Consider the following 14,367-nt stretch of genomic DNA (forward strand, 5'->3'; position numbering starts at 1 on the left):
GTCCGAGATCAGTTGTTCGAGGGGCCGGCGTGCCGGGGCGGCGGGGCCGACTTGGCGATCGCGCGCTCGCGCGCGACCAGGCGTCGGTGCCGCAGGTAGCGCCAGGTTCCGAGCCCGACGACCAGCAGCACCGCGACGATGATGAGGATCAGCAGCCACGGCAGGGCCCAGAAGCCCGTCGAGGCGGTGACGTCCGGGATCTTCTTCGTGTACGACGGGTCGACCGCCGTCACGTGCAGGGTGACCTTGGCCGAGGGCCGACCCAGGCCGAACCTGTTCTTGAAGGTCTCGGTGATCTTCACCCTCGTCCCGGGGAGGAGGTCCGGCTGGGTCGCCGGGTGCGCGACCAAGGACGACGACGGGCAGATCAGCGGCAGGATGCAGCGCTTGACGGTGACGTCCTGGCGGACCTTCACCCGGAGGTTGCCCGTGTTGTGCAGGGTGTAGCTGACCGTGTAGAGACCGCGACCCAGCGGGTCCCACTGGTTCTTGTACGACGCCTTCAGGTCCTCGATCGCCACGCCCGGCTTGAGCTTGCCGGTGAGCGTGAAGTAGGTGCGCAGACCGACCCGCTGGTCCAGGGTGATCTTCGCGCCCTTCTTGTTCTTGCTGGTCGACTTCACCGAGACGATGACGCCACCGGCGTGGTCGCCCGGGGAGGCCTTGAGCGGGATCGAGACCGTGAAGGGGATCCGCAGGACCCCGAACGGGTGGCTCCCGGTGCGCGCCGGGATCGTCACGTAGCCGCTCTTCGGGACCTGGAGCTTGATCCACTTCCCGGCATCGGTCGCCGCCTCGCCACCGGGCTTGAGGCCGAACGCGCCGTCCTCGCTGGGCTCGGCGTCGGTCGCGTAGACCTGGACGCGGAGCGGCTTGGCGCCGTAGTTGAACAGCGCGACGCGGTCGAAGAGGGTGGCGCCGGGGTTGGCGAAGTAGACCAGGTAGGCCCGGCCGTCCACGACCTGCTTGGGCGGGACGTGCTTGGCCGGACCGATGCCGAACTTGAGCGAACCGTCGCCGTTCTTCACGGTGCCGGTGCCCTGGCCGGGACCGGTGTCGTCAGCGGCCGCGAGGCCCGCGAGGGAGCCGGCCAGCAGGACGAGCAGGGCCAGGAGCGCGGCGAAGCGAGTCAGAGCTTTGTGCATCAGGGGGCGGACCTTCTGTGTTCGTTGTTCCTCGTGGTGAACGACCCAGGGGTGGTGGGACGGGTGCTCGGGAGCACCCGCCCCACCTGTGCAGGAGAACGCGTCCGTCTCCTCCGCCCCCTAGGCGGTTCTTGGGATCAGGAAGCCGTGAACGTGATCGTGCCCGTGTACACACCAGTGGTCGTGGTGGTGGGCGCGAACAGGGTCAGGGTTCCCGAGTACCAGGCGTCGGCCGGACCCTGGGTGGAGGACAGCACGACGTGCTGAGCACCACCCAGACCTGCCGTACCAGCAACACCGGACTGCACCGGCGTGGCCGGAACGGGGTTGTTGGTCGCCGTGATCGTGCCGAGGCCCGGGTTGTTGTTCCGGTTCGGCAGGACGTTGGCGGTCTCCGGCAGGAGCGCGGTCAGACCGAGGTTCTGGCCGTTGATGAAGTGACCCGCACCGTCGCTCATGTCGCCCGCGATCGCGGTCAGCGTCCAGGGCTGCGCACCCGAGCGGGTGTCGAGGACGTTGATGTGCTGGAACGGGGCGCTCCCCAGGTAACCGGTCAGAGCCGTGTTCAGGTTGACCGTGCCCAGGTCGAGCGGGTTGGCCGGCGTGTACGGCGTGGTGACCGTGATCGTGCCGGGCGGGATCGTCGCGGTGATCGTCTGGTCGTCGGTCGAGACGCCGGACGGCGGGTCGAGCGAGAACGTGATCGAGCCCTGCGACGCCGAGTAGTTGGACGAGCCCGCGTCGGGGGTGAAGAACGCGGTCACGGTGTGGCTACCCGGGGTGGTGAAGGTGTGCGACAGGTTGGCGACGTTGTCACCGGCGGTGATGTTGTCGTTACCGATCGTGGTGGCGCCGTCCTTGAAGACGACGTTGCCGGTGACGCCCAGCGGGGTCACGGTGGCGGTCAGGTCGACGGCGTGGGTGACGTCACCGTTCGGGGTTGCCGACGCTGCGGTGTTCGTCGCGATGCCGTTGATCACGAAGGGCTTGTCGGGCGACGTCGAGGTGTTGAACGCCAGCGCGACGGTGTTGGTCGGGGTGAAGACCGCCTTGAGGGTGTGGCTGCCGACCGGCAGGACCACGCCGCTCTTGGTGGCGACGCCCGAGCCGTTCACGGTGGCGGTGCCCAGCGAGCTGGCGCCGTCGAAGAACTCCACCGAGCCGACCGGGGTGTCGGTGCCGGTGTCGGCGGTGACGGTGGCGGTCAGGTCGATCGAGGTGCCCGAGTTCTGCGGCGAGGCGACCGAGGTGGCCAGCGCGGTGTGGGTGTTCACCGCCACGGCGCCGAAGGACTCGTTGACGTACCCGGCCGAGGTGCGGACGGCGTCGCCCGGCTTGGCCACGGTGGTGAACGGCATGTATGCGGTGACGGCGTGGCCACCGACGACCTTGACGACCGGCTTGCCGTTGGAGGTCGCACCGGTGGACTCGTAGAAGACCAGCGAGATGTGCGACCCGGCGGGCCAGCGGTTGAGGATCGACTTGCCCTGCGGGGTGGCCGACACGGTGTTCGGGCCGATGTCGATCATCTGCAGGCTGTTGTTGAAGCCCTGCAGCGGCTGTCCGGCGCCGAACCAGGCGTCGAACTCGCTGCCGGTGGAGACCACGGCGACGGAGTCGTTGGCGTTGCCGTTGCCGTTCAGGCCCGCCTGCAGGCCGGCGTCCATGAACCAGGGGAAGACCTGGTCGACGGTCTGGCCGGCGCTCGCGGTCGGGTCCTCGGCCGAGCCGTCAGCCGAGGTGGTGACGAACGCGACGCGGATGTTGGACGGGTCGGAGAACTGGGAGAAGTCCGGGTCCGAACCGTTGAGGTCGAGGAACGTGGTCTTGTTGCCGGTGCCGTTGTCCGGGGTGCCGACGCCGCTGGCAACGGTGCCCTCGTGGCCCCACCAGCCGTGGGCGATGGAGTCCAGGACGGAGGCGCTGGAGGTGGTGTCGGTGAAGACCTCGACGGGCGAACCCGGAGCCTCGTGAGCCGAGGCCATGCCGCCGGTGGCGGCCACGATGCCGAGCGGCAACGCAGCCACAGCGACAGCAGCTACGACGCGGCGGAAGGAGCCGCGGGTAGTGAGACGTGTGCGCATGACACTTCTTTCTCTATGGGAGTTGAGATTGCGTGTGCTGCAGCCAGGCCGTCACCTGGGAGGAGCCCTCACCTAGGGGTTCGTGAACGAGGTGGTGCGAACAGGCGCTTCCCTCGTGGGGGCCGGCCCGGGCTCGCGCCCGGACCGACCACCACCGAGAAGTGGAAGCTCTACCTGCGGTGGATCAGCTGAACGCCCCGTCGAGGAAGTTCGCCGAGTTGCCGAGGTACGACAGCGAGCCGAAGCCGAAGGCCCGGATCACGCTCTTCGCACCCGCGCCACCGAGGGTTCCGCCGAGGATGTTGACCAGTGCGGACTGCTTCGCGGTGGCGGATCCGAGGAGGAACGTCGACGGCACGATGTTGAAGGTGTCGCGGTTGAAGGTGCCGACGGTGCCGGTCGGGACGACGTCGTAGTCGCCACCGAGGGTCTTGTGACCGAACAGCGCGCCCGCGACCATGCTCGGAGCCGAACCGGAGGTCGGAGCCGAACCGTTGATCGAGGAGAGCGCCAGACCGGACGTGGTGTCGAACGCCTTGCCGTTCTGCTGCGAGATCCACTGCGCGGCGGAGAACGGGATCAGGTCACCGTCGTTCGGGATCTGGGTACCGTCGTTCTCCGGGAGACCGCCGGCGGCCACCGTGTTGTTCGGCACCGGGATGTACGGCGCGAGCTGAGCGGTGGTCACGTTGATCGCGCCCAGGAAGAACTTCCGGGTGCCCGATCCGTTCTGCGGGATCTTCGGGTGCACGACCGCACCGTTGACCGTCACGACGGTCGAGGCGGTGGCCGGCTGCTCGGAGAACTGGACGACCGGGTCGCCGGTGGCGTCCACGCCCGAGTACAGCTCGGTGATCTGGGCGGTGGTCAGGTTGAGGCCGACGCCCAGGCCCGTCTCGGTGTTGTACGCGACCGCGACGGCGTCACGGGCGAACGGCAGGTACTTCAGGCCGGTGCCGGCGGTCGGACCACCGGAGGAGCGAGCGAAGTCCACGTCCTCGTGGTTCAGCACCGCAGCGGTGGTGCCGGAGAACGGGTACTGGTGGCTCGGGTGGCCGGTGTTGTCCCAGACGGCGCTGAGGGCCTTGACGCCCTCACCGGAACCGGACGGGCGGATGAACCAGTTGCCGCCGGTCTTGGTCTGGATGTAGGCGTTGCTGACGGTGGTGTCAGCAGCGGGCGGGTTCGGGAAGGCGTTCCACGAGGCGACGGACGGCACCACGGCGCCGAAGTCGTTGGTCAGGCCGTTCCAGACGTCCTGAATGGTGTCGGAGCCCGCTGCGGCGTACGGACGGGTCGGGTCCGCGGCGGCCGGGCTGATGGAGGTTCCGATGAGGCCGGCGGTCGCGGTCAACGCGACCAGACCTCCGATCACTGCCTTGTTCAGCTTCATAGTCAGAGCTGCCACTCTCTTCTCGGGGATGGCGCGTCCGCGGGATTGCGGCACACGCGCATGGCTCGAGAACCCCCTTTTCGCTGCGTACCGAGCTGCGCAGTGGGCAGGGCTCCCCCGAGCCGCGACGAGTACAACAAGGCCAGGGGTGGCGAAGAAGGTGCGATTCAGGTACGCCGGGAGAACACTCGGTGAACAGCGCGACCGGGCCGGACACGAACCGGGTATTCCGGGGCAAGCATAGGTACTTTCGTCCGCCACTTCCGCGCCGGACGACCCGCGGATCGCCTGCGGGCTAGGCGATCTGGAGCACGTAACCGCGCTTGATGACCGTGCGCACGAGGGTGTGCCCGCCGGGCAGGTCACGCAGGGACTCCCGCAACCGGGCCACCGCGACCTCGGCGGTGTGCGGGTCGGCCGAGGCACCGGGAAGCACCTCCAGGAGCCGGTCGCGGCTGACCACCTCGCCGGGGTTCCTCGCGAGCCGGCGCAGGATCGCGAGCCCGTTCGGTGAGAGCGGCAGCACGTCGTGGTCGAGCGTCGCCGCAGCGGCTCGGACGTGCAGGACGCCGGACGGCGTGAGCACGCTGTGCGCCTCGTCGCCCAGGGTGAGGATCACCAGGCGCACCAGCGCACCCATCCGGGACCGGTCCGGGAACACGGTGGCCATCCCCGCGTTGATCAACGGGTCGGCGGTGACCGGTCCGACGGCCGCGATCAGCAGTCGCCCGGACGCGGCCAGGTCGCGGACCACGTCGGTGACGCCCTGCTTCTCGAGCTCGGTGAGCCAGGCGATCGCGGCCGGCGCCGAGGTGAACATCACCGCGTCGTAGCCGCCGGCGGCGACGTCGAGCACGGTCTCGCTGACCGCGCCCGGGTCTGTCGGCGGCCCCCAGCGGTAGACCTCGAGCGGGATCACCGCCGCTCCCCCGTCGACGAGCTGCTGCTCGAGGTGCGGGTCGCCGGCACCGTGGTGCTGGACCGCGATCCGCGTTCCGTCCACGCCCTCGGCCAGCAGGAACTCCACGATCTCGGCCGACGTCTCCGACTCCGCCACCCAGTCGGCGCGCAGCCCGACGGCCTGCAGGGCCCCGCGCGCCTTGGGCCCGCGCGCCACGAGGCGCACGTCGTCGAGCACCGTGATCAGGTCATCGGCCAGGCCGGCCGCTTCACAGGCGTCCATCCAGCCGCGGAAGCCGATCCCGGTGGTCACCACCAAGGTGTCGACCGGTTCGGCCAGGATCTCCCGGGTGCGCCGGAGCAGCTCGTCCTCGTCCACGTGCGGGACGACGCCGAGGGCAGGCGCGATCGTCACCTCGGCCCCGCGCCGGGACAGCGCGCTGGCGAGCTCGTCGGCCCGCCGCTGGGCGGTGACGAGGATCCGGGTGCCGGCGAGGACCGGGGTGAGCTCGGTCATGGGTCGCCTTCTAGGTTGCCATCGCGTCGACGAGGTTCGGGACCGGGTGCACGTAGACGACGCCGCCGGCGATCCAGGTCCGGTAGACCGGCAGCCGTTCCGAGGAGTCGGTGTAGCACTCGCCGGTCGCCAGGTCGAAGACGTGCTTGTACATCGGCGAGGCCACCGTGTCGCGATGCTCGCCGTCCCGGTTCAACGAGCCGACGATGCCGCGCGCGATGACGTTGGCGTCCGCGAACGGGTCGCGGTGCCCGACGGCGTAGACGAACTCGCTGCCGTCCGGACCGGTGACCCGGAACAGGGCGACCTGCTGGTCGCGCACCAGGACCGCCACTCCGCGCTCGGGGATCAGCTGTCCCTTGGTGCAGACACCCACCCACTCGCCTGCGCTCATGCCCGTACTCCGATCGTCGGTCCCGAGATGAAGGTCGCGCGTTCCGCTGCCGTCGCCGGGCGACGCTGCCCGCGCTCGGTGACGTAGGCGAGGTCGGGGTCGCTCGCCTCCGGGTCGTTCACGAACGAGACGAACTGCGCCAGCTTGTCCGGGTCGGCCAACGTCGCGGCCCACTCGTCGCGGTAGCTGTCGACGTGCGCCTCCATGGCGGCGTCGAGGTCGGCGCAGATGCCCAGCGAGTCCTCCATGATCACCTCGCGGATGGCCTCGATGCCGCCCTCGTGCGCCTCGACCCAGGGAGCGGTGCGCTGCAACCGGTCGGCGGTGCGCACGTAGTACATGAGGAACCGGTCGATGGTCCGGATCAGGGTCTCGGTGTCGAGGTCCTCGGCGAAGAGCTCGGCGTGCCGCGGGGTGAAGCCGCCGTTGCCGCCGACGTACAGGTTCCAGCCGTTGTCGGTGGCGATGACACCGACGTCCTTGCCCCGGGCCTCGGCGCACTCGCGGGCGCAGCCGCTGACGCCGAGCTTGAGCTTGTGCGGCGAGCGCAGTCCGCGGTAGCGCAGCTCGAGCTCGACCGCCATCCCGACGGAGTCCTGGACGCCGTACCGGCACCAGGTCGAGCCGACGCAGGACTTCACCGTGCGCAGCGCCTTGCCGTAGGCGTGCCCGGACTCGAAGCCGGCGTCGACCAGCCGCTTCCAGATCGAGGGCAGCTGCTCGAGCCGCGCGCCGAAGAGGTCGATCCGCTGACCGCCGGTGATCTTCGTGTAGAGCCCGAAGTCCTGGGCGACCTCGCCGATCGCGATCAGGCCCTCGGGAGTGATCTCGCCGGCCGGGACCCGCGGCACCACCGAGTAGGTGCCGTCCTTCTGCAGGTTCGCCATCACGTGGTCGTTGGTGTCCTGCAACCGTGCCAGGTCCTTGTCCATCACGTGCCCGGTGCCGAGCGAGGACAGGATCGAGGCGACCACCGGCCGGCAGATGTCGCAGCCGCGGCCGGTGCCGTGCGCGGCGATGATCTCGGAGAACGTGCGCAGCCCGGTGACCGAGATGATGTCGAAGAGCTGGGCCCGGCTGAACTCGAAGTGTTCGCAGAGCGCGTTGCTGACGGTGACGCCCGCCTTCTCGAGCTCGCTCGTCATCAGCTTCTTGACCAGCGGCAGGCAGGAGCCGCAGCTCGTGCCGGCCTTGGTGCACGCCTTCACGCCGGCCAGGTCGGTGCAGCCTCCGCCGCAGACCGACTCACGGATCGTGCCGGCGGTGACGTTGTTGCACGAGCACACGTTCGCTGCGTCCGGCAGGTCGCCGGTCACCGGAGCGCCGGTCCCCTCCGGCAGCAGCCACGCGTTCGGGTCGGACCCGAGCTCGGCTCCGACCATCGGGCGCAGCGAGGCGTAGGCACTCGCGTCGCCGACGAGGACGCCTCCCAGGAGCGTCTTCGCGTCGTCGGAGAGCACCAGCTTCTTGTAGACGCCGGCGACCGGGTCGGCGTACACGACCTCGAGACTGCCCGGCGACTCGGCGAACGCGTCCCCGAACGAGGCGACGTCGACCCCGAGCAGCTTGAGCTTGGTGCTGGTGTCGGCGCCGGGGAAGGTGGCCTCGCCGCCGAGCAGCCGGTCGACGACCACCTCGGCCATGGTGTTGCCCGGGCCGACCAGACCCCAGGTCCGCCCCTGGATGCAGGCGACCTCACCCACCGCGTAGACGTCGGCGAATTCGGTGGTTGAGCCTGTCGAAACCCTGCAGGCATCGTCCACCAGGACGCCGCCGCGCTCCCCGACCGGCAGACCGGCAGCACGGGCCAGCTCGTCGCGCGGCCGGACCCCGGTCGCGAACACCACGACCTCGGCCTCGACCTTGGTGCCGTCGGCGAACTCCATCGCTGCGACGCACCCGTCACCGCCGGCGTGCAGCGCAGCACTCGCGGTCGACGTACGCACCTCCACGCCCATCCCCTCGACGATGCGCCGCAGGGCAGCACCGCCGCCCTCGTCGACCTGGAGCGGCATCAGCCGGTTCGCGAACTCGACGACGGTGGTGGCGACGCCCAACCCGTGCAGGGCGCCGGCGGCCTCGAGCCCGAGCAGGCCTCCGCCGACGACGACACCGCGCACGCCGCTCCCCCGTTCGCCGGCGAGCTTCTGGACCCAGGCCTCGAGGGTCTGCACGTCCTCGATCGTCCGGTAGACGAACGCACCGGGGAGGTCGGCTCCGGCGACCGGCGGCACGAACGCCGACGAACCGGTGGCGAGCACCAGCGCGTCGTACGGCACCGCAGAGCCGGCGACCTCGACGCTGCGCGTCTCGGTGTTGATCGCGGTGACCGCGGCGTTCAGGTGGACGGTGACGAGAGCGTCCTCGTCCAGCCCGCTCTCGCCGAGCAGCAGGTCCGCCGGGGACTTGCCGGCGAAGTACGACGTCAGGGCGACCCGGTCGTAGGGCGCGTGCGGCTCCTCGCAGTACAGGTCGACGCTCCACGTCCGGTCGACGTCGCGGTCGCGCAGCGCTTCGATCAGCCGGTGGGCGACCATGCCGCCACCGACCACGGCCAGCTTCTGGTGAGTACTGGTCATGTCAGGCACCTTAGGTAGTAGTTCGTACGGGGATGTTTCGCTCTGTTACAGCCGTGCTAACTGGCCCGGAGTCAGACTCGGCAGCGGTCCCGGGATCGCTGGCGTTGAGCCAGTCGACGAGCCCGCAGACGACCTCCTTGCAGCCGCCGCACCCGGTGGTGGCGCGGGTCGCTCCGGCAACGGCGTCGACGGTCGCTGCGCCCTGCTCCCAGGCCGTCACGATCTGCTTCTTGGTGACCCCGGTGCACCGGCAGACCGTGGTCGAGCCGGGCATCCGCATGGGTGACGGGGTCTCCTCGACCGCACCCGAGGAACCGCCCGGCACCAGCAGCGCCAGCGGGTCGGCGGGCAGCGGCGTACGGCGGTCGTAGGCCAGCGTCAGGGCCGCCGAGACCTCGGGGAAGCCGAGGACGGTGACCCCGACGAGCTCACCGTCACGGACGACGAGGTCGACGTGGCGGCGGGCTCCCCCGTCGCTGACCGAGAGCACCCGGTCGTGGTCGCAGGCCTGCGAGGCGCGCACGCCCATGGTGACCAGGTCGACGCCGGCCGCCTTGAGCTTCACCGGCTCCGGCCGCTCGTCGCCGACGCCCGACGGATCGAGCTCGTCGCGCCCGAGGAACGAGGCGACCAGCTGCTCGGCCTGGCGCCACCCGGGCGCCAGCAGCCCGGTCGTCCCGGACGGAGGCTGCGCGCAGTCGCCGATCGCGTAGACGCGGTCCTGCGAGGTACGCAGGTCCTCGTCGACGACGATCCCGCGCTCGACGGTGATCCCGGCATCCGCGGCCAGCGCGCTCTCGGCACGGATGCCGCAGGAGACCAGCATCAGGTCGGCGGCGAGCAGCCGCTCGTCGGTCAGCCGGACGGCCACGATCTCGTCGTACGCGCTGATCACCTCGACGACGCTGGTGCCGGTGACCACGTCGACCCCGAGGCTGCGCAGCTGGGCGGCGAGCATCCGCGCGGGCGCCTGGTCGAGCTGGGTGGCCATCAGGTGGGTGTCCAGGTCGACGACCGTGACCGGGACACCGCGACGGCGCAGTCCGCAGGCGGCCTCCAGGCCGAGGAGTCCACCGCCGAGCACCACGGCGTGCTTGGCGTTCATCGCCCGGGCGGCGATGTTGCGGGTGTCGTCGAGGGTGCGGAGCACGTGCACGTGCTTCGGCGCGCTCTCGAGGCCGGGCAGCGGCGGTACGAAGGCGCGGGCTCCGGTGGCGAGGACCAGGTGGTCGTAGTCGCGCCTGCTGCCGTCGGAGAGCAGCACCTGGCGCGACGCGGGGTCGATCGAGTCGGCGGCCACGCCCCGCCAGAAGGTGACGCGCTCCTGCGGAGGCAGCGGCAGTCCGAGCGCCCGCAGGTCGGCCCGCCCGGCGAGGACCTCGGAGAGCAGGATCCGGTTGTAGGGCTCGTACTCCTCGGCCCCCACCAGCTCGATCTCGAACCGTCCGGCGACGTCACCGCGGACCAGCTCGTCGACGAAGCGGTGTCCGACCATGCCGGCACCGACGACGACCACCTTCTCGGTCCGTGTTGGTTGAGCTTGTCGAAACCCGGTCACACGAGCACCTCCACTTGAGCAGGGACGAACAGATCGGCGCGGGCGATGGAGACCGCGCAGACCTTGAACTCGGGCATCCCGGAGACCGGGTCGGTGGCGTCGTTGGTGACGGCGTTCGCCATCCCGTCGCCGGGCCAGTGGAACGGCATGAAGACGGTGTCCGGCCGGATCGTGCCGGTGATCCGGGCGCGAGCGATCGCGGTCCCCCGCACCGAGGTCACCGCCACGTCATCGCCGTCGTCGATCTGGTGCAGCCGCGCCAGGTGCGGGTGCAGCTCGACGAACGCCGCCGGGGCGACTGCGTTGAGCGCCTCGACGCGGCGGGTCTGCGCCCCGGACTGGTACTGGGCGAGCACGCGACCGGTGACCAGGTAGACCGGGGCGTCACGGCGCAGGTCGTCCTCGGGGGCTCCCGGCGAGACCGCGACCATCCGGGCGCGGCCGTCGGGGTGCGCGAACCGGCGGGCGAAGAGCCGCGGGGTGCCTCCCGACCCGGCCGGCGCCGGCCAGTAGTGACCGCGCGTCGAATCCTCGGCGTCGAGCACCGCGTGCGAGAGACCGGAGTAGTCGGCCTTGCCGCCGGCGCTGGCCCGGGCGAGCTCGTCGAAGACCAGCGACGGCTCGGTGTCGAAGTGCACCTGGGACCCGAGTGCGCGCGCGAGGTCGGCGAGGATCTCCAGCTCGCTGCGCGCCTGCCCCGGAGGGTCGATCGCCTTGCGCCGCCGCAGCACCCGGCCCTCGAGGTTCGTCATGGTGCCCTCCTCCTCGGCCCACTGGGTGACCGGGAGGACGACGTCGGCGAGCAGCGCGGTCTCGCTGGGCACGAAGTCGCAGACGACGAGCAGGTCCAGCTGCTCCAGCCGCCTGCGCACCGCGGTCGCGTCGGGGGCGCTGACCAGCACGTTGGCCCCGTGCACGAACAGCGCCTTCACCTCGCCGCCGAGCTTGCCGAGCAGCTGGACCGCGGGCACGCCCTTGCCGGGCAGGCTGTCGGGGTCAACACCCCAGACACCGGCGACGTGGGCCCGCGCGGCCGGGTCGTCGATCATCCGGTAACCCGGCAGCTGGTCGGCCTTCTGGCCGTGCTCGCGGCCACCCTGGCCATTGCCCTGACCTGTCAGGCACCCGTACCCGCTGGCCGGGCGTCCGGGCAGGCCGAGCGCCAGGGCCAGGTTGATCGCAGCGGTGACGGTGTCGGTGCCGTCGGTGTGCTGCTCGGACCCGCGGCCGGACAGGATCATCGCGCCGCGGCCGCCACGCGACGGCGAGGCGGCGGCGAGCAGTGCCGCGGTCCGCCGCAGCTGCTCCTCCGGCACTCCGGTGGTCGCGGCGACCCGGGACGGCCACCACAGGGAGACCGAGCGCCGCACCTCGTCCCAGCCGGTGGTCCGCGCGGCGAGGTACTCCTCGTCGGTCAGGCCGTCGGCGACGACGAGGTGCAGCAGCCCCAGCAGCAGGGTCTGGTCGGTCCCGGGCAACGGCTGCAGGTGCAGGCCACCCTCCCCGGCCGCGACCGGGTCGGTGAGTGCGGCGGTCGCGGACCGACGCGGGTCGACCACGATCAGGCCGCCCCGCTCGCGGACCCCGGCGAGGTGCTGCACGAACGGTGGCATCGTGTCCGCGACGTTGCTGCCCAGCAGCAGCACGGCGCCGGTGCCGGCGAGGTCGTCGAGCCGGAACGGCATGCCACGGTCGATGCCGAACGCGCGGTTGCTCGCCGCCGCGGCCGAGGACATGCAGAACCGGCCGTTGTAGTCGATGTGCTTGGTGCGCAGCACGGTCCGGGTGAACTTGCCGAGCTGGTAGGCCTTCTCGTTGGTCAGCCCGCCGCCGCCGAACACGCCGATCGCGTCGCGCCCGTGCTCGGCCTGGATCGACCGGACGGTGCCGGCGATCATCGAGAGCGCGTGCTCCCAGGTGGTCGGCTCCAGGTCGCCGGCGGCGTTGCGGACCAGCGGCTCGGTGATCCGGTCGGGGGCCCGGAGCACCGACCCGCTGGTCCAGCCCTTGTGGCACAGCCCGCCCTTGCTGGTCGGGAACGCGCGCGGGGCGACGCTGACCCCCTCCCCGGCGTCGGGTGCCGGGGAGGGAGTCAGCGTCATCGCGCACTGCAGGGCGCAGTACGGGCAGTGCGACTGTGTTGCCTTTTCTGGGGTCACTCAGACACCGGCCTTCGCCATCGGCGCGCCCTTGCGCAGGTAGACGGCCCAGGTGACGACGAGGCAGACCAGGTAGAACGCGGTGAAGATGATGAACGCGCTGTGCGTGGCCGCGACCGGGTCGGAGACCCACGGGGACGAGAACGTGATCGGGATCAGGAAGCCGCCCAGCGCTCCGACCGCGCCGACGATGCCGAGCACCGCGGAAGCCTCCTTCGTGGCCTTGGCCTCGGCGTCCTGGCGCTGGGTCGAGCCGACCGGTCCGGCCGAGGCCGCGTAGGACTTCCAGATCGCCGGGATCATCCGGTACGCCGACCCGTTGCCGATGCCGGTCGCCGCGAAGACGAAGAGGAAGCAGGCCAGGAACCACGGGAAGATGTCGCTGTTGTGGTTGACCGCGTGCACCACGGCGGGCGCGAAGCCCGGGAACGAGGACGGGTCCTTCGCCCAGGCCGCCAGCTTGGCCGGGTCCGGCGTGGGCACGGTGTCCAGGCGGGTCAGCGAGAACAGCACGCCCAGGGTGCCGAGGATCATCGCTGCGAACGCACCGAACGTGACCCGCGCACCGCCGTACTTGTCGGCCAGCCAGCCGCCGAACGGACGGGCGACCGAGCCGACCAGCGCACCCAGGAAGGCGTAGTAGGCGAAGTTGATGCCGATCGAGGCGGTCGGGATCGGCGAGCGGAAGAAGTTGATCTTGATCAGCAGCGGCATCGCCGCCGAGAAGCCGATGAACGAGCCGAACGTGCCGATGTAGAGGAACGCCATGATCCAGGTGTGCTGGTAGCGCACCACGGCGAGCTGCTCACGCGGCCGCGAGTACGCCGCCCGCAGGTTGTTCATGAACGCGAAGGCGCACACCGCGGCCAGCACCGCCAGAGCGGCGTACAGGTAGCCGGCCCGCTGGAGCACCAGGCCGCTCTCGCTGGCCTTGACCAGGCCGAAGGCGCCGGCGCCGCCGACGATGATCGGCAGGAAGAACTGGATCACCGCGACGCCGGCGTTGCCGCCCGCGGCGTTCAGCCCGAGGGCCGCGCCCTTCTTGTCGGCCGGGAAGAAGAAGTTGATGCTCGCCATCGAGGAGGCGAAGTTGCCGCCACCGACACCGGCGGTCGCCGCGATCACCACGAACACCCAGTACGGCGTGTCCGGGCGCTGCACGAAGTAGGAGAACAGCCCGGTCGGGATCAGCAGCAGCAACGCCGAGACGACCGTCCAGTTGCGGCCGCCGAACTTCGGCACCGCGAAGGTGTACGGCAGCCGGAGCAGCGAGCCGACCAGGTTCGGGACGGCGACCAGCCAGAACAGCTGCTGCGGCGTGAACCCGAAGCCGGCCTTGGCGAGCAGCGCTGCGCTCACGCTCCACAGCAGCCAGACCGAGAAGCCGAGGTGCTCGGCGAGGATCGAGAAGATCAGGTTGCGGCGCGCGGTCGTGCGCCCGGTCGCTTCCCAGAACGCGGGGTCCTCGGGCTCCCAGTGGTCGATCCAGCCGCTGCGCGGAGCAGGGGCGATCGGGGCAGCTGCCGCTACGGCGGCTGTCGGGGTCTCGGTCGCGGACATCGCGGCTCCTTCGGGTAGGAGATCCGGGTGGATCGTGACCCGAAGGTGTCACCGGGATGTTTCGCGACGATCACGCCT

Annotated in this window: 9 protein-coding genes; all 9 read right to left on the bottom strand. The window is 70.7% G+C overall.

The features are described from left to right. Positions 1-8: 8 nt before the first annotated feature. The 9 genes from EFL95_RS13780 to EFL95_RS13820 all read right to left on the bottom strand — a co-directional run bounded on the left by EFL95_RS13780 (position 9) and on the right by EFL95_RS13820 (position 14,289). Positions 9-1,145 carry a hypothetical protein gene (locus EFL95_RS13780; protein ID WP_123234489.1) on the bottom strand — a complete coding sequence of 379 codons (1,137 nt, stop codon included), beginning with the start codon at positions 1,143-1,145 and terminating at the stop codon, positions 9-11. A 137-nt stretch (positions 1,146-1,282) separates the two neighbouring features. Then, positions 1,283-3,229: an Ig-like domain-containing protein gene (locus EFL95_RS13785; protein WP_123234490.1), complete on the bottom strand. Its 1,947-nt coding sequence runs from the start codon at positions 3,227-3,229 to the stop codon at positions 1,283-1,285. Positions 3,230-3,413: 184 nt separating this feature from the next. Further along, positions 3,414-4,637, bottom strand: coding sequence for a substrate-binding domain-containing protein (locus EFL95_RS13790; RefSeq protein WP_221176387.1), 1,224 nt, complete (start codon positions 4,635-4,637; stop codon positions 3,414-3,416). 280 nt (positions 4,638-4,917) lie between these two features. Beyond that, positions 4,918-6,039: a uroporphyrinogen-III synthase gene (locus EFL95_RS13795; protein WP_123234492.1), complete on the bottom strand. Its 1,122-nt coding sequence runs from the start codon at positions 6,037-6,039 to the stop codon at positions 4,918-4,920. Positions 6,040-6,049: 10 nt separating this feature from the next. Next, positions 6,050-6,433, bottom strand: coding sequence for a nitrite reductase small subunit NirD (gene nirD, locus EFL95_RS13800; protein WP_123234493.1), 384 nt, complete (start codon positions 6,431-6,433; stop codon positions 6,050-6,052). Further along, on the bottom strand, positions 6,430-9,012 hold the full coding sequence (nirB, locus tag EFL95_RS13805) for a nitrite reductase large subunit NirB (RefSeq protein WP_123234494.1): 2,583 nt from the start codon (positions 9,010-9,012) through the stop codon (positions 6,430-6,432). Before nirB ends, nirD begins: the two co-directional genes overlap by 4 nt. Positions 9,013-9,022: 10 nt before the next feature. Beyond that, the gene (locus EFL95_RS13810) at positions 9,023-10,570 is read right to left on the bottom strand and encodes an FAD-dependent oxidoreductase (protein ID WP_148045052.1); all 1,548 of its coding nucleotides are present in this window, start codon (positions 10,568-10,570) and stop codon (positions 9,023-9,025) included. Further along, positions 10,567-12,729: a molybdopterin oxidoreductase family protein gene (locus EFL95_RS13815; RefSeq protein ID WP_281272216.1), complete on the bottom strand. Its 2,163-nt coding sequence runs from the start codon at positions 12,727-12,729 to the stop codon at positions 10,567-10,569. Before EFL95_RS13815 ends, EFL95_RS13810 begins: the two co-directional genes overlap by 4 nt. Continuing rightward, the gene (locus tag EFL95_RS13820; RefSeq protein WP_123234496.1) at positions 12,730-14,289 is read right to left on the bottom strand and encodes an MFS transporter; all 1,560 of its coding nucleotides are present in this window, start codon (positions 14,287-14,289) and stop codon (positions 12,730-12,732) included. Positions 14,290-14,367: the final 78 nt, after the last annotated feature.

The organism is Nocardioides marmorisolisilvae, assembly GCF_003725775.1.
GTDB classification, from domain to species: domain Bacteria; phylum Actinomycetota; class Actinomycetes; order Propionibacteriales; family Nocardioidaceae; genus Marmoricola; species Marmoricola marmorisolisilvae.